This window comes from Methylosinus sp. PW1 (assembly GCF_000745215.1).
Taxonomy (GTDB): Bacteria; Pseudomonadota; Alphaproteobacteria; order Rhizobiales; family Beijerinckiaceae; genus Methylosinus.
The window spans coordinates 1724418-1740222 of record NZ_JQNK01000009.1; the positions used below are offsets into that span (position 1 = coordinate 1724418).

At 66.4% G+C, this 15805-nt stretch carries 17 protein-coding genes; 8 read left to right on the forward strand and 9 right to left on the reverse strand.

Going from position 1 to position 15805, the window contains the following annotated elements; genetic code table 11:
- Nucleotides 1-237: 237 nt before the first annotated feature.
- The 3 genes from K369_RS17905 to K369_RS17915 all read right to left on the reverse strand — a co-directional run bounded on the left by K369_RS17905 (nt 238) and on the right by K369_RS17915 (nt 3063).
- Nucleotides 238-1866, reverse strand: coding sequence for a CTP synthase (locus K369_RS17905; RefSeq protein WP_036292955.1), 1629 nt, complete (start codon nt 1864-1866; stop codon nt 238-240).
- A 123-nt stretch (nt 1867-1989) separates the two neighbouring features.
- Nucleotides 1990-2478, reverse strand: a complete 489-nt coding sequence (secG, locus tag K369_RS17910; RefSeq protein ID WP_036292957.1) for a preprotein translocase subunit SecG — start codon at nt 2476-2478, stop codon at nt 1990-1992.
- A 117-nt stretch (nt 2479-2595) separates the two neighbouring features.
- On the reverse strand, nt 2596-3063 hold the full coding sequence (locus K369_RS17915; RefSeq protein ID WP_036292959.1) for a hypothetical protein: 468 nt from the start codon (nt 3061-3063) through the stop codon (nt 2596-2598).
- 233 nt (nt 3064-3296) lie between these two features.
- Here K369_RS17915 and leuB point away from each other — a divergent pair, with 233 nt between their 5' ends.
- Nucleotides 3297-4409 carry a 3-isopropylmalate dehydrogenase gene (leuB, locus tag K369_RS17925; protein ID WP_036292963.1) on the forward strand — a complete coding sequence of 371 codons (1113 nt, stop codon included), beginning with the start codon at nt 3297-3299 and terminating at the stop codon, nt 4407-4409.
- Between the two features lie 162 nt (nt 4410-4571).
- Here the strand turns inward: leuB and ftsH are convergent, their stop codons facing one another.
- Together ftsH and K369_RS17935 are read right to left on the reverse strand one after the other, a co-directional pair.
- Nucleotides 4572-6440, reverse strand: coding sequence for an ATP-dependent zinc metalloprotease FtsH (gene ftsH / locus K369_RS17930; RefSeq protein WP_036295697.1), 1869 nt, complete (start codon nt 6438-6440; stop codon nt 4572-4574).
- A gap of 133 nt (nt 6441-6573) precedes the next feature.
- Entirely contained in the window at nt 6574-7209 is a 636-nt protein-coding gene (locus K369_RS17935; RefSeq protein ID WP_371033327.1) for a TetR family transcriptional regulator, read from the reverse strand.
- Between K369_RS17935 and K369_RS27760 the strand changes: the two genes are divergently transcribed.
- Both K369_RS27760 and K369_RS17940 read left to right on the forward strand, forming a co-directional pair.
- Nucleotides 7108-7560, forward strand: a complete 453-nt coding sequence (locus tag K369_RS27760) for a hypothetical protein (protein WP_245278233.1) — start codon at nt 7108-7110, stop codon at nt 7558-7560. The two genes, K369_RS17935 and K369_RS27760, sit on opposite strands and share 102 nt — an antisense overlap.
- Nucleotides 7557-7835, forward strand: coding sequence for a hypothetical protein (locus tag K369_RS17940; protein ID WP_051949370.1), 279 nt, complete (start codon nt 7557-7559; stop codon nt 7833-7835). The genes K369_RS27760 and K369_RS17940 overlap by 4 nt, the downstream gene beginning before the upstream one ends.
- A gap of 34 nt (nt 7836-7869) precedes the next feature.
- Here K369_RS17940 and K369_RS17945 read toward each other — a convergent pair whose 3' ends face one another.
- Complete coding sequence (locus K369_RS17945; RefSeq protein WP_036292965.1) at nt 7870-10092, reverse strand: tetratricopeptide repeat protein; 2223 nt, start codon at nt 10090-10092, stop codon at nt 7870-7872.
- 228 nt (nt 10093-10320) lie between these two features.
- Between K369_RS17945 and K369_RS17950 the strand changes: the two genes are divergently transcribed.
- The 5 genes from K369_RS17950 to K369_RS17970 all read left to right on the forward strand — a co-directional run bounded on the left by K369_RS17950 (nt 10321) and on the right by K369_RS17970 (nt 13541).
- A complete protein-coding gene (locus K369_RS17950) occupies nt 10321-10920 on the forward strand; it encodes a hypothetical protein (protein WP_036292968.1) in 600 nt (199 codons plus the stop codon).
- Nucleotides 10921-10937: 17 nt separating this feature from the next.
- Nucleotides 10938-11411: a CYTH domain-containing protein gene (locus tag K369_RS17955; RefSeq protein WP_036292969.1), complete on the forward strand. Its 474-nt coding sequence runs from the start codon at nt 10938-10940 to the stop codon at nt 11409-11411.
- 87 nt (nt 11412-11498) lie between these two features.
- Nucleotides 11499-12113, forward strand: coding sequence for a ribonuclease D (locus K369_RS17960; protein WP_036292971.1), 615 nt, complete (start codon nt 11499-11501; stop codon nt 12111-12113).
- 113 nt (nt 12114-12226) lie between these two features.
- Nucleotides 12227-12922: an LPS export ABC transporter periplasmic protein LptC gene (gene lptC, locus K369_RS17965; protein ID WP_036292974.1), complete on the forward strand. Its 696-nt coding sequence runs from the start codon at nt 12227-12229 to the stop codon at nt 12920-12922.
- Nucleotides 12923-12965: 43 nt separating this feature from the next.
- Nucleotides 12966-13541 carry an LptA/OstA family protein gene (locus tag K369_RS17970; RefSeq protein WP_051949543.1) on the forward strand — a complete coding sequence of 192 codons (576 nt, stop codon included), beginning with the start codon at nt 12966-12968 and terminating at the stop codon, nt 13539-13541.
- Between the two features lie 6 nt (nt 13542-13547).
- On the opposite strand, the gene K369_RS17975 is transcribed toward K369_RS17970, so the two are convergent.
- From K369_RS17975 to K369_RS17985, 3 genes are read right to left on the reverse strand one after another with little or no spacing between them, the layout of a single operon-like run.
- Nucleotides 13548-14009, reverse strand: coding sequence for a YbhB/YbcL family Raf kinase inhibitor-like protein (locus K369_RS17975; protein WP_036292977.1), 462 nt, complete (start codon nt 14007-14009; stop codon nt 13548-13550).
- A 1-nt stretch (nt 14010) separates the two neighbouring features.
- The gene (ald, locus tag K369_RS17980) at nt 14011-15129 is read right to left on the reverse strand and encodes an alanine dehydrogenase (RefSeq protein ID WP_036292980.1); all 1119 of its coding nucleotides are present in this window, start codon (nt 15127-15129) and stop codon (nt 14011-14013) included.
- Between the two features lie 12 nt (nt 15130-15141).
- A complete protein-coding gene (locus tag K369_RS17985; protein WP_036292983.1) occupies nt 15142-15789 on the reverse strand; it encodes a phosphoribosyltransferase in 648 nt (215 codons plus the stop codon).
- Nucleotides 15790-15805: the final 16 nt, after the last annotated feature.

Consider the following 15805-nt stretch of genomic DNA (forward strand, 5'->3'; position numbering starts at 1 on the left):
AGCGGAATAGCCAGGCTCACTTTTCCACCTTCCCGGCCAATCATACGATTTCCGGTTGATCGGCACGCAGACAAAGCAACAGCCCCTTCATCCTGGGGAGGTCCCGAAGGGGCCGTCTCGAAGGACGGCCGCCGCGCCTTCTGGAGCATCCTTCGAGGCTTTTTGCGTTCCACAAAAAGCGCCTCAGGATGAGGGGATTGTGTTTGCCGGGCCGAAGCGATCATCCCGGCGACTGTATCACACCAGCCGGCTCTGCGCCTTGGCCGCCTCGATGAAGCTGGCGAAGAGCGGATGCGGCTCGAAGGGGCGCGACTTCAGCTCCGGGTGGTATTGCACGCCGATGAACCAGGGATGGTCGGGAATCTCGACCGTCTCCGGCAGCACGCCATCCGGCGAGGAACCGGCGAAGGAGAGGCCATGCGCCTCCAGCCGCTCGCGATAGGCGTCGTTCACCTCGTAGCGATGGCGATGGCGCTCCGATATGTCGCAGCGCCCGTAGATGGCGGCGATGCGCGAGCCGGGCTTCAAATGCGCGGGATAGGCGCCGAGCCGCATGGTGCCGCCGAGATCGCCGGTCGCGGAGCGCTGCTCCAGCGCATTGCCGCGCAGCCATTCGGTCATCAGGCCGACGACGGGCTCCTCGCAGGGGCCGAATTCGGTGGAATTGGCCTTCTCTATGCCGGCGAGGGCGCGGGCCGCCTCGATGACCGCCATCTGCATGCCGAAGCAAATGCCGAAATAGGGAACGCCGCGCTCGCGGGCGAAGCGGGCCGCGAGAATCTTGCCCTCGGCGCCGCGCTGGCCGAAGCCGCCGGGCACGAGAATGCCGTTCACATGCTCTAGATGGGCGGCCGGATCGGAGCTTTCGAACACCTCCGATTCGATCCAGTCGAGATTGACCTTCACCCGATTGGCGATGCCGCCATGCGCCAGAGCCTCGATGAGGCTCTTATAGGCGTCCTTCATGCCGGTGTATTTGCCGACGACGGCGATCGTCACCTCGCCCTCGGGATTGTTGACGCGCTGCGTCACCGCATTCCAGCGGCTCATATCCGGCTTGGGCGCGGGGTCTATGCCGAAGGCGGCGAGCACCTGCGCGTCGAGCCCGGCGGCGTGATAGGCGCGCGGCACGTCATAGATATGGGCGGCGTCGCGCGCCTCGATGACGGCGTTCTCGCGAACATTGCAGAAGAGGCCGAGCTTGCGGCGCTCCTCGCGCGGGATCTCGCGATCGGTGCGGCAGAGCAGAATATCCGGCTGAATGCCGATGGAGCGCAGCTCCTTCACCGAATGCTGCGTCGGCTTGGTCTTCAGCTCGCCGGCGCTGGGGATGAAGGGCAGCAGCGTCAGATGGATATAGATGCAATGCTTCTCCGGCAGCTCATTGCCGAGCTGGCGGATCGCCTCGAAGAAGGGCTGGCCCTCAATGTCGCCCACCGTGCCGCCGATCTCGATCAGGACGAAATCGACATGGTCATTGCCCTCGAGGGCGAATTCCTTGATGGCGTTGGTGACGTGAGGGATCACCTGGATGGTCGCGCCGAGATAGTCGCCGCGCCGCTCCTTGGCGATGATGTCCTGATAGATGCGCCCGGTCGTCACATTGTCCTGGCGACAAGCGGGACGTCCGGTGAAACGCTCATAATGGCCGAGATCGAGATCGGTCTCGGCGCCGTCGTCGGTCACGAAGACCTCGCCGTGCTGGTACGGACTCATCGTGCCAGGATCGACGTTGAGATAGGGATCGAGCTTGCGCAGCCTCACCGTGTAGCCGCGCGCCTGAAGCAATGCTCCGAGCACCGCTGACGCCAAGCCCTTGCCGAGTGAGGAGACCACGCCGCCGGTGATGAAGATGTACCGCGCCATGGGAGCTTACGCTTATCGCCTCTGGATCGATTCGGAAAAGACTTTTTTCGTCGGCCGGCGGAATTCCACCGGCCGTTCGCTGGCCGAAGCTGCGAAGGGCGGCCCTCGCGAGCCGCCCGCGCCTCACTTCTGCTCGGCCGGAGCCTTGTCCGCGCCCTCCGGGGCTTTCGCCTCCGGCTCCTTCGCGCCTTCCGTCGCCGGAGCGGCGGCGGGCGACTCTGCGGCCGGCGGCGTCGCGCCCTGGCGCTGCTGCTGGACGCGCTGCAGCTGGTCGAAGATGCTCTCTTTCTTCTCGGCCGGAGCCGGCGTCGAGGCGCCGGCCGCCGGCGCCCCGGCCGCCGGAACTTCCTTCAGCTCCAGCTTGGCGGGATCGAGCCCTTCGCCGCTGCCGCGCTCCCAGGCCGGAAGAACGGTCAGCGCGATGCTCGTCAGAAAGAAGATGGCGCCCAGAATGCCGGTGGCGCGGGTGACGGCGTTGGCCTGGCCGCGGCCCGTGAACAGGCCGCCGCCTCCGCCAATGCCGAGCGCGCCGCCCTCCGACTTTTGGTAGAGGATCAGCACGACGAGAGCGACCACCACCATCAGGTGGATGACGATGATAACCTGCTGCATGAACCGCTGTCTCCCGGCGCCCGGTTTCCGCCCGCCCCGCGGCCCGCGCATTTTCTTGTCGCGGGCCTTCTACACCAATTGCGCGGGACTAGGGAAGGGGCGGCGACTGCCGCCGGCTCAATAGAAATTGCCGTCCTGGCCCCTCCAGCCCTTCGGGTCCTGGTCGAAGCGGGTCTCGTCGCTGAAGTCGAGCTTGGCGCCCGGCTCTATATATTGGCGATCCTTGATCTCCTGATTGGAGACGGTGGTCGAGAAATATTTGCTGGTCGAGCAGCCGGCCTTGACCGCTCCGGCCTCGTCCGGCTTGCAGTCGAGATTGGCGCCCTTGGGGAACTCCACCGAGCCGGTGAAGTAGAATTCGACGGCGTGATGGCCGGCGCCCTCGACATCCAGCCGCCAGAAGCGCGACACATCGAACTTCACCACCTTCGCATCCGCGTCGAACTTCTTCTTCAGCCGGTTCTCGAACACCGAGCGGGCGTTGTCGGCGGTCGGCTCGCAGGAGAACAGGCAAAAGGCCTCGGCGCGGCCGGCGGTGAGCGCGGCCACGAGCAGAGCGGCCGCCACGATCTTCGATTTCGACATGAAACGCGTCTCCTCTTTTCGTTTTTATCCTTCACGCCGTCCAAATGCGACGGGCGCGAAGCGGGGCTCCTTATGGGGCTCGGAACGCAGGCTGCACGGCCGTCGCGATCCCGGCAAGCCGACGGCCTCGGACAGATTGTCGCATCACGATGGATTTCTCCGCGATGTTGCCTTGCGACGACGCGCGTCTTATTGACGGCGCAACCCCGAGAACCAGAGATAGAGAGGATTTCATGGCCGCCTACAAGCTCCTTCTCCTGCCGGGCGACGGCATCGGCCCGGAAATCATCGCCGAGGCCGAAAAGCTCATCGCCTTTCTGAGCGCCTCCGGCGTCGCCGCTTTCGAGACGGAGAAGGGCCTCGTCGGCGGCTCCGCCTATGACGCCCATGGACAGGCGATCAGCGAATCCGACATGGCCCTGGCCCAGAGCGCCGACGCCGTGCTGCTGGCCGCCGTCGGCGGGCCGAAATGGGACGGCGTGCCTTATGACGTGCGCCCGGAGGCCGGCCTATTGCGCCTGCGCAAGGACTTGGGCCTCTTCGCCAATCTGCGCCCCGCCATCTGCTATCCGGCGCTGGTCGACGCCTCCTCGCTGAAGCCCGATCTCGTCGACGGCCTCGACATCATGATCGTGCGCGAATTGACTGGCGGCGTCTATTTCGGCGAGCCCAAGGAGATCACCGATCTCGGCAATGGCCAGAAGCGCGGCGTCGACACGCAGGTCTATGAGACCTATGAGATCGAGCGCATCGCCCGCATCGCCTTCGAGCTCGCCCGCAAGCGCTCCAACAAGGTCACATCGTCCGAGAAGGCGAATGTGATGAAGTCCGGCCTGTTGTGGCGCGAGGTGGTGACGGCCCTGCACGCGCGCGAATATTCCGATGTGCAGCTCGAGCATATGCTCGCCGACGCGCTCGGCATGCAGCTCGTGCGCCGGCCCAAGCAGTTCGACGTGATCGTCACCGACAATCTCTTCGGCGATCTTCTGTCGGACGTCGCCTCCATGCTGACCGGCTCGCTCGGCATGCTGCCCTCCGCCTCTCTCGGCGGGGAGGACGCCGCCACGGGCAAGCGCAAGGCGCTCTACGAGCCCTGCCACGGCTCCGCGCCGGACATCGCCGGCAAGGCGCTCGCCAATCCGATCGCCATGATCGGCTCGCTGGTGATGGCGCTGCGCTATTCCTTCGGCCTGATCCCAGTCGCCGACGCGATCGACAAGGCGATCGCCGATGTGCTGGCCGCCGGCCTGCGCACGGCCGATATCGCCGGGCCGAACGACAAGCCTGTGTCCACCAGCCAGATGGGCGACGCGATTCTGGCGGAGCTGAAGAAGACATTGGGGTGACGACGACGGTCGCGGGGTTCTTCCTTCTCCCGCTCGCGGGAGAAGGTGGCCCTCGCGTCAGCGAGGGTCGGATGAGAGCGCCAAAATCTCGGCGCCTCGCATGGACGACCGCTCTCGACCTTCGAACATCCGGCGAGCCTTGAGAGCCCTCATCCGACCCGGCTACGCCGGGCCACCTTCTCCCACGAGTGGGAGAAGGGCGCGCGCATCGATCAGCGCCTTCACCTCATCCCGTATCGGCTCCAACTCCTCTTCCGTGAACGTCTCCTTATCGAGCAGCCGCTTCGCCGTCTCCTCGTGAATGCTCGCGCAGGCTTTCAATATCCGTGTCGCGCGCGCGAAGGCGTCCTCCACCAGATCGCGCACGGCGCGATCGATGCGCGCGCTCGTCTCCTCGCTCGCCTCGGAACGCTGGCCGAGATCGGCTAAGTCGAGATAGCGCGGCCGCTCGGCGATATAGGAGGCTTGGCCGACCGCGGGCTCCATGCCGTAGCGCGTCGCCATGGAGCGCGCCATCTCGGTCGCGCGTTGCAGATCGTCGGCGGCGCCGGTGGTCGCCTCGTGGAACACATTCATCTCCGCCGCGCGGCCGCCGAGCAGAACCGTCATGCGATTCATCAGCTCCGAGCGCGTCATCAGATAGCGGTCCTCGGTCGGCATTTGCATCGTATAGCCGAGCGCGCCCATGCCGCGCGGAATGATCGAGACCTTCTTGATCGGATCCATATCCGGCAGCGCCATGGCGACGATCGCATGGCCCATCTCGTGATAGGCGACGATGCGCCGCTCGCGCGGATGCAGCAGGCGATTGCGCTTCTCCGGCCCGGCGATCACACGCTCGATCGCAGAGGTGAAATCGTCCAACGTCACCGAGACCGCGCGCCGGCGCGTCGCCAGAGTCGCCGCCTCATTGACGAGATTGGCGAGATCGGCGCCGGTGAAGCCCGGCGTCATCGCCGCGATCTGCGTGGGATCGATATCGGCGCCGAGCTTTATCTTGCGCAAATGCACTTTCAAGATCGCGGCGCGGCCGATCTTGTCCGGCCGATCGACGGAAATCTGCCGATCGAAGCGCCCGGCGCGTAGCAGCGCGGGATCGAGCACCTCGGGCCGATTGGTGGCGGCGAGCAGCACGACGCCGGCGCTCGGATCGAATCCATCCAATTCGGCGAGCAATTGATTGAGCGTCTGCTCCTTCTCGTCATGGCCGCCGGAAAGGCCCGATATTCCGCGCGCGCGGCCGAGCGCATCCAATTCGTCGATGAAGATGATGCACGGCGCGGAGGCGCGCGCCTGAGCGAACAGATCGCGCACGCGCGCGGCGCCGACGCCGACGAACATCTCCACGAATTCCGAGCCGGTGATGGAGAAGAAGGGCACGCCCGCCTCGCCCGCCACCGCGCGGGCGAGCAGAGTCTTGCCGGTGCCGGGCGGGCCGACGAGAAGAATGCCTTTGGGAACGCGCGCGCCGAGGCGTCCATAGGTCTTGGGGTCCTTCAGAAAGGCGACGATCTCCTGCAATTCCGCCTTCGCCTCGTCGACGCCGGCGACATCGGCGAAGCCGACCTTCACATCCGTCTCGACGAAAATCTTGGCGCGGCTCTGGCCGATCTGCATGACCGAGCCCAAGCCTTGCGTCATGCGGCGCGACAAAAAGCTCCAGACGAGGAAGAAGAGGGCGATCGGCACGACCCAGGAGAGCAGGGTCGAGACCCAGGTGTTTTCGACGATTCCGGAATATTTGACATTGGCGGCCTGCAGCTCGGCGGCGATGTCGGTCGGCACGCGCACGGCGACGATCTGCTTGCGCCCATCCTTCATCGGCTCCTCGAGCGTCGCGCGCATCATGTCGGCGCCGACCTCGACCGAGGCGATCTTGCTGTCGCGCAGGAGGTTCTGGAACTCGCTATAGGGAACGACCTCGGTCTGACGATAGACCGTCCACATCTGCTGCAATATGAGCACGCCGATCAGCGCCAGCAGAAAATAGGCGAGATGAAAGGACCAGGGCTTATCCTTCGGGGGCTCCATTGATCTCGCCTCCACGTCGCTGAAGCTGGACCGAGCGTCCGCGCGCATACGCGAAAGAGACGAGGCGCGCCGATGGAATATAGGCGCCGCCGCGAGCTTATCCATCGGCGCGCATGTCGCAGGCGCCTCTCCGCTATTTGCGCGCAGCGGAACGTTCGGGCGCCCCTCGCGCCGCCTTCTTTTTTATAGGACGAGCTTCGGCTCGGCGCGCTTCGAGCGCTGGAGGCGCGCTCGCTATCTCGGCCGCGACTTCCTCGACTGCGCCTTGTGGCGCGAGGCAGGCGGCGAGCACACGCTCGATCAGGGGACGCATGGTCGCCGCATTGGCGTCCTGGAGCGCCTCCTCGCCGAGGACTTGGCGCAATATCGAGATTCCGAAGAGGCAGGCGTTGAAGAGAATGGCGCGCTCCTGCGCCGCCGGCCCTTCGAGCGTGGCGGCGATAGGGCCGATGAATTCCGGGCCGCTGCGCATACGCAATACTTCGCGCGCTTGCGGATTGGTCATGGAGCGCACGACGATCTCCAGCGTCTCATTCTCGCGCTCGCCGAACAGGCCCTCGGCATATTGCGCGCTGAGGCTGCTCCCTTCCGAGACGACCGGCCGCTCCTTCGCCCGCGAGGCCGTCAGCGCCGCCGCATAGAGCTGCTCCTTGGAGCCGAAGGCGCGGTGGACGAGCGCGACATCCACGCCGACATCGGCCGCTATGTCGCGAAGCTTGACGTCCTCATAGGAGGCCGAGCCGAAACGCGCGAGCGCCGCCTGGAGAATGCGCTCGCGCGTTTTCTCTCCGCCGCGGCTTTCTTTGCGCTTCGCCTGCATCTCGAAATCCTTCCCGCCCGTACGCGCGCAAAATATGCGCGCATCGCCGGTGGTCAATCGGATTTGCGGCTCGCCGACTCAACATTGTTGACTTTTTTCGAGTCTCACGTATTTTCCACCTCGTTCTGCGCTGCTGGAGCGAGCGCGAAGATATTTCGATCGGCGATGACTTTCGAAGCCGTCATTGCAGCACGCCAAATGAGAGCGCAGCCGATTCCGCCAGGCTTCGGCGACGCCGCTATCGTCTGGAGCATCGATCATTCCATCGAGCGTCGCTACGAAGAAAGAAGGATGAGATGAAAGGACGCATTCACCTTCTGGACCCTGATCGACCGGACGAGGCGCTCGAGGTCGACGTCATCGCCCATGACGAGGCCGTGCTCTCGGTCGGCGTGCCGAACACTTACGTCAGCTTCGATCTCACGCGCTACGACGCGAGCGCGCCCTATCGCGGCGTGCTCGGCGGGCGCAGCTTCCTTTTCACGCCCCCTGCCCCGCGTCGCCGCTCGCCGGCGCGCGAAGCCTCGACCGGCGTCGTCGCCGTCGCCAAAAAGCGAACGCTCCAGAAGATCTGAGCCGGCGAAAACCGGCCGTGGCCGGCGCCGTCCTTCAACGGCCGCCGCGCACGGCCGCCTCGAGAAAATCCTCGAGCGCGCGAATATAATCCATATCCTCGAAGGCTCTGCGCTTCTCGGCGGCGACGCGGGCGGCGAGCCCGGCGCGAAAAGCGCGGTCGCGCCCCAGCCGCACGGCGATCTCGACATAATGATCGAGCGAGGAGGCGATGGTCTCCTCGCAGCCGATGCGGCGCAGAATCGCGGCGGTATGGCGCCCGCGCATGAACGCGCCCGGCAGGCTCACGATCGGGCGATCGGCGCCGAGCAGATCGAGCGTCGAGCGGCCGCCGGACCAGCCGGGCGTGTCGAGAATGACATCCGACGCGGCCGCTGTGGCGATGAACAGCTCTTGCGGCATTTGCGGCAAAATCACGCAATGATCTTCAGCGGAGAGTCCCGCGGCGGCGAAGACGCGCTGCATCCGCGCGCGGAAGACCGCAGTCACCTCCTCGCTCTTGGCGAAGGCGATGAAGAGGAATTTGCACGGTCCGATCGCCGCGGCGATGCGCGGATAGACGGAATCATAGCAGGGCAGATATTTGTAGAGCGCTTGGCCCGAGAAGAAGATCGGCGCGTGCGGCTCGGCGTCGAAGAGCGAGCGATCGAGCTTTTGCAGCGCGAGCGTCTCCGCCTTGTAATGCAGGCCGAGATTGGGCAGAAGCGCGAGACGCTCGGTATAGAAACGCTCGGCGCCTTCGGGCTCCATCAGCGCGCTCGACAGAAAATGGTCGATCGTCGGCATGCCGCTCGTCTCCGGCTGGCCCCAGGCCATGCATTGCACGGGCGCGAGACGCTGCGCCGCCAGCCAGCCCGACACGGGATCCATGCCGATCTCGGGATAGAGCAGAACATGCGGCGCCGCGGCGACAATGGCCTCGCGCCAACCTTCCGGCGTCGAAGGCTCGCGCGGAAATTGGTCGCAGGCCTGCGCTGCGCGAATCGTCTCGGCGTCCTCAGTCTTGCCGGTATGAAAGCCGATGATCTCGAAACGAGCGCGATCGAGTTTCTCGATCCAGCTCTCGAGAAAAAGACGGAACACGGTATGGCGGCAGAAGAAGCCGCTGACGATTCCAACGCGAATGCGCTCGCCCGCCGCCGGCGGCGGCGCGAGCGGCGCGGCGGGATGCGCCTGCGCGAGCGTGCGGCAGGCGAATTCGCCATAGAGCGACTGCAATTGCCGATCGTCCTCGCCCTGATAGGGAAGGAAAAAGGGCTGCGTCGCGGAGATCGCCGGCGCGAGCGCGGCGGCGATCGCCGCATCCTGCGCGGAAGCAACGAGCGCTGCGAGCGCCTGCGCATAGCGCGCGCGGCGAATGGCGACCTCCTCCTGCGTCCCATAGAGGATCGGCAGCTCCGCCATGCACAGCGCAATGCGCGCGCCGCCGTGGCCGGGATCGGCCGCGATGGCTGCGCGATGGCGCGCCACCGCGTCATCGGTGCGTCCCTCGAGATGCAGCAGACAGCCGAGATTGTAATGCGCGTCGGAGAGATCGGGCTTCAGCGCCAGCGCGCTCTCATAGCAGACGATCGCCTCGGTATGGCGGCCGAGCTCCTGCAGCACGACGGCGAGATTGTTCCAGTAATTGGCGTCGCCGGGCGCGAGACGCACGGCGACGGTAAGACGCGCGGCGGCCTCGCTCCAGCGGCCGCGCCGCATCAGCCAGCGGCCGAAATTGCCTTGCGCCTCGACGAGCCGCGGCTCGAGTTCTATTGCGCGCAGAAAGGCCGCCTCCGCCTGCGCGGCGGGGCCGATCTCGGCCAGCGCATTGGCGAGATTGTACCAGATGACGGCCTGATCCGGCGCGCATTGCGCGGCCTCGGCGTAATGCCGGGCGGCGTCGGCGCCATGGCCGAGCTCCATCAGCGCGCTGGCGAGATTGCAATGCAGCGCGCCGGAGTCCGGCCGCAGCGCGACCGCGGCGCGATAATCCACGACCGCCTCCTCGAGCCGCCCCAGCGCGCGCAGAGCGAGCGCGCGGCTGTTGTGATGGATGGCCTGTCCAGGCGCTATCGCCATCGCCTCTGCGATCAGCGCGAGGCCCGTCTCCGGCGCGCCGCGCTCCGCCTCCAGCAGGCCGAGAAGATGCAGGCTGTCGGCATGTTCCGGCCAGCGATCGAGAACGCCGCGATAGAGCGCCGCGGCCTCGTCGATCGCTCCCGCCTCATGGCGCGCGCGCGCCTGTCGAAAAGCCGAATCCGGCGTGATGTCGTTCATGCGTCGCGAGTGATCCACGAATCGGGCCGAGGCCACATCTGTGCTCTATCTCGGACGCCGATGTTGCGCCATCTTATTCGCCGTGTTTCTGAACAGCGAACGATCGCGCCATCCTCTCCGGCCGCCGCCGCGCTAAATGTCGTGTCGATGCGTCATTCGTCACGACGCCGATTGCAAGCCTCGGTAGGCTGCGCGCCAGCGGCGCTCGCCGTGAGAGTGAGAGGTCCCATGGACGCGCTCCAGCCGAATGCGACGCCACGTTGGGAATGGCGCATCTTCGGCGCCGATCTCGCGGCGCTGGAAAGCCGGCTCGGCTCGCCGACGAGCCTGCCGCGCCGCAGCGACGAGACCTATCTGCTGAACGCGCTGACGCCGCATTCTGCGAAGATTCGCGACGAGGCGCTCGAGGTGAAGCGTCTGCTGCGCGTCGACGATGGGCTGGAATTGTGGGAGCCCGCCTTTCGGGCGCCCTTTCCGGTGACGGCGGAGGATCTCGCCGCCGCCGCCGCGGCCCTGGCGCTTCCGCTGCCGCTGAGCCGGCTCGATCGCGCCGCCTATGGCGAAGCGCGCTTTCTCGCGGAGATCGTCGCGCCCTGCCCCGCGTTGCGCGCCGTCGCGGTGCGAAAGTCGCGGCTGCGCTTCTCCTTTCGCGGCTGCGCGGCGGAATTCGTGCGGATGCAGATCGGCTCCGCGCCAATGGAGAGCGTCGCGCTGGAGAGCGAGGACGAGCGTCGCCTCGCCGAGGCGCTCGCCGCGCTCGACGCCGATCCGCGGCTCAATGTGAATTTTCCCAAAGGCGTCGAGCGCGCCGCCGCTCTGGCGATCTGAAGCAGGAGGAGGAAGGAATGGGCGTCGAGATCGAGCGGAAGTTTCTGGTCACGCGCGAGCTGTGGCGGCCGCGCAACGACGGCGTCGCCTTTCGCCAAGGCTATCTCTCGCGCGCCGAGGATCGCGTGGTGCGCGTGCGCATCGCCGGCGGCGCCGCCTTTCTGACGATCAAAGGCCGAACCTCCAACGTCACCCGCTCGGAATTCGAATATCCCGTTCCCGTCGAGGATGCGCAGATCATGCTCGATCGCCTGTGCGAGCGGCCGCTGATCGAGAAGACGCGCTATGAGGAAGTGTTCGGCGGCCATATCTGGACCGTGGACGTGTTCCTGGGCGAAAATGACGGGCTCATCATCGCCGAGATCGAGCTCGGCTCCGAGGAGGAGAGCTTCGACCGCCCGGGCTGGCTCGGCCGCGAGGTCTCGGGCGATCCGCGCTATTTCAACTCTGAATTGTCGAAGCGGCCCTTCGGCTATTGGAACACGCCATAACGGCTCGGAGCCCCCCCCCCCGCTTCGACAAAGCCCCCGGAAATCGGCTAAAGATCGCTCTCCCTCGAGAAAGCGAATCAAAAGCCCATGACCATCCGCCTGCATACGGGCGACCTGCCGGACGGCGCCGATCTCGGCCCCGTCGTCGCCATCGACACGGAAACGCTCGGCCTCAATCCGCATCGCGACCGGCTCTGCCTCGTCCAGCTCTCCGGCGGCAATGGCGACGCCGATCTGGTGCGCATCGCGCCGGGCCAGACCGCGGCGCCCAATCTGACGCGCATGCTCGCCGATCCGAAGGTGCTGAAGCTCTTCCATTTCGCGCGCTTCGACATCGCCATTCTGGCGAAGACCTTCGGCGTGATGGCGGAGCCGGTCTATTGCACCAAGATCGCCTCCAAGCTCATCCGCACCTACACGGATCGCCATGGGCTGAAGGATCTCGTGCGCGAATTGCTCGGCGTGGAAATCTCCAAGCAGCAGCAATCCTCCGACTGGGGCGCGGCGACGCTCTCGGACGCGCAGCTCGCCTATGCGGCCTCGGACGTGCTCTATCTCCACGCGCTGCGCGAGAAGCTCGACACCATGCTGGCGCGCGAGGGCCGCGCCGATTTCGCGGCCCGCTGCTTCGAGTTTCTGCCGACGCGCGCGCGGCTCGATCTCGCGGGCTGGCCGGAGACCGATATTTTCTCGCATGAGTGACGCCTCGAATTCGCCATGCGGCCGGCGTTATCTCGCGGCGGCGCCGGAGCGTTTTTGAGCGTGGCCGGAACCCAGATCGAGGATGACGCGCAGAATTGGCGGGCAGAATTAGAATGAACGACGCCTCGTCGCCGACCGACAGACGCGATCGGCTCGCCTCCATCATCGCGCCGAGACGCGACGCCATTCCGCAGGCGCGGCGCCATTCCCAGCGCGTCGCCCGGCTGCGGCGCTGGCTGCTGTGGGGCAGCGGCGCGATCGTCGCCGCCGTGGCCGTGGGCGTGGCGCTCCATTCTCTGCGCTTTCTGCCGGCCGATCTGCGCTTCTCGCGCATCGCCATGCAGGGCACGCGCATCACCATAGAAAGCCCCAAGCTCGTCGGCTATCGCAAGGACGGCCGCCCCTATGAGCTGCACGCCCGCACCGGCATTCAGGATATCGCCAAGCCCGATGTGTTCGAGCTGGAGCAGCTCGAGGTGCATATACAGAGCGACAATGAGACCAATGTCGTGCTGACGGCGGAACATGGCCTCTATGACGCCAAGAGCGACCGCGCCGATCTCTCCGGCGGCGCGCGCATCTTCGACGGCAAGCATTATGATTTGCGCACGGAAGCCGCGGTGATCGATTTTCGCGGCAATATCGTGACCTCCGACCGTCCGACCAGGCTGACGCTGGACAAATCGGTGGTGACGTCGCAATCGGTCGAATTCTCGCAGAGCGAGCGACGCGCGACATTCTCCGGCGCAGTGCATACGACGCTTCCCGGCGACGACGACGCCGGCGCGGCGGAAGGATCGTCTCCATGAAAATGATCGCCAAATGAAAAAGATCGCCAGCAAAATGATCACGATGAAAGTGATTCCCATCTTCACGGCCGCGCTTCTGGCCGCAGCGCCGCTCGCCGCCAAAGGCCGCTCCGGCGGCATTCTCCCCGGCGCCGGCGCCAAGGACCCGGTCGACATAGACGCGGGCAAGCTCGACTATTTCGACAAGGAGCAGAAGCTCATCTATTCGGGCGGCGTCGTCGTCGTGAACGGCCCTTCCACGCTGAAGGCCTCGCGCCTCATCCTGCTGCTCGACAAGCCGCAGCAGGGCCAGGAGAGCAATGGCGGCAGCGACCGCGTTCGCCACATAGACGCCGAAGGGCCGGTGACTCTGGTCTCCAAGGATCAGATCGGCACGGGCGATCGCGGCAGCTATGACCGCAGCGAGAACAAGGTCTATCTCTTCGGCAATGTGACGCTCACCCAGGGCGACAGCGTCGTGAAGGGCGACAAGCTCATCTATGACACATCGACCGGCCAAGCGACTGTCGTGGAGAAGCCCGGCCAGCGCGTGCGCAGCATCTTCACGCCCAGCGAGGCCAAAAGCGAGAAGAAGGAGAAGAAAGAGCCCGCTCCCGCCGCCGAGCGCCGCGCCGACTGAGCGCGCTCAGCGCTGATACGCGCCGACCAGCGCCGTCTCCTCGAGCAGGACCTCATTGGCGGCGCGCTCCACCTCGAGACAGCTCGGCTCCTTGCGCGCAACGGCCAGCGAGGCCGTGGACAAGGCGAGCAGCCGGAAACGATAGCGATGCGGGCCATGGCGCGGCGGCGGACATGGCCCGCCATAGCCGGAGCCATCGAAATCATTGATCCCCTGCGAGAAGCCGCGCTGCGGCCCTGGACGCCCGGCGCCTTCCGGCAATCCTGTGGCGTCGCGCGAGAGATCATAGACCGCCCAATGGCGCCAGACGCCGGCCGGCGCGTCTGGATCGTCGCAGAGCAGCACGAAGCTCTTGGTCTGCGCGGGCGCGCCGCTCCAGCTCAGCGGCGGCGAGACATTGGCGCCGTCGCATGTGTATTTGCGCGGTATCTCCTCCCCATGGGCGAAGGCGGGCGATAGCAGCCGCATATTACGCTCCTGTCGTGAATTTCTCCGCCGGCGCGACAGCGAGGCCGAGCGCCGCGGCGACGGCGGCGTTGACGATCTCCCCGCGCGCCACTGTGAGGCCGGCGGAAAGATGCGGATCGTCGCGCAAGGCGCCGATCCCTTTGTCGGCGAGCGCGAGCACGAAAGGCAGAGTCGCGCTGGCGAGCGCGAATGTGGAGGTGCGCGGCACGGCGCCCGGCATGTTGGTGACGCAATAATGCACGACGCCATCGACGACATAGGTGGGATCGGAGTGCGTCGTCGGCCGCGATGTCTCGCAGCAGCCGCCTTGATCGATCGCCACATCGACGATGACGGCGCCGGCTTTCATGCCCGCGACCATGCCGCGGCTGACGAGCTTGGGCGCCGCCGCGCCGGGAACCAGCGCCGCGCCTATGACGAGATCGGCGCGCCGCACCAGCTCCGCTATCGCCGTCGGCGTCGAGAATATGGTGCGCGGCGCATTGCCGAAACGCGCCGAGAGGCGCCGCAGCGGCTCGGCCCCGCGATCGGCGACGATGACGCTCGCGCCCATGCCCAGCGCGATCATCGTCGCCTGCGTTCCGACGGTCCCGGCGCCGAGAATCAGCGTCTCCGCCGGCGGCGCGCCCGGCGCGCCGGAGAGCAGCACGCCGCGCCCACCCATGATCTTCTCGAGGCAGCGCGCGCCCGCCTGCGGCGCCAGCCGCCCAGCGATCTCCGACATGGGCGTCAGCAGCGGCAGGCCGCCGAAGGGCGAGGTCACGGTCTCGTAAGCGATGCAGATCGCGCCGGAGCGCAGGAGATCGAGCGCCTGCGCGCGATCGGCGGCGAGATGCAGATAGGCGAACAGCAGCTGTCCGGGCCGCAATCGCGCGCGCTCCTGCGCCAGCGGCTCCTTCACCTTCACGATGAGATCGGCCGTGGCGAAAATCGCCTCCGGGCCTTCCGTCAGCGCGGCGCCCGCCGTCTGAAAATCGCCGTCCGAAATGCCGGCGCCGACGCCGGCGCCGCTCTCCACCATGACGAAATGCCCGCGCTGCACGAGCTCGTAGACGCCCGCCGGGGTCAGCGCGACGCGAAACTCATTGTCTTTGATTTCCTTGGGCGCGCCGACGCGCATCAGGCTCTCCGATCATGCGAGCGGCGAGAAGCGATCGAGAATCTCGATCACCTCCTCATCCTCGATCTGGCGAAAATTCTCGTAGAAGAAGCCGATCGCGCCGAAGCTTCGATAATCCTCGAGGCAGACGATCGCATCGGCCTCGTGGCGCAGCGCTACGAGCGCATCGGTGGGCGCGACGGGAATGGCGAGAATGAGCCTGCGCGGCTGCAGCGCGCGAACCGCGCGCAACGCCGCGCGCGTCGTCGCGCCGGTCGCGACGCCGTCGTCGACGACGACAGCGAGCTTGCCGGCGACATCCGGCCGCGCCCGGCCGCGCAGATAGGCGCCGCGCCGTCTCTCGAGCTCGGCGCGCTCACGCGCGCAGACGGAATCGAAGACGGCTTCCGACACCTCCGCGGCGGCGATCACATCCTCATTGCGCACGATGATCGGCGCGCCGCCATTGGCGATCGCGCCCATGGCCAGCTCCGGCTGATAGGGAACGCCGATCTTGCGCACCAGCACGAGATCGAGCGGCGCCTTCAGCCTCTCGGCGATATACGCGGCGACGGGAACGCCGCCGCGCGGCAATGCATAGACGACGCAAACTTCGCCGACATGCGCGGCGAGCGCATCGGCGAGGCGGCGACCTGCGTCGTCACGATCTCGAAACGGCATGGCTCGCCTGCTCCGG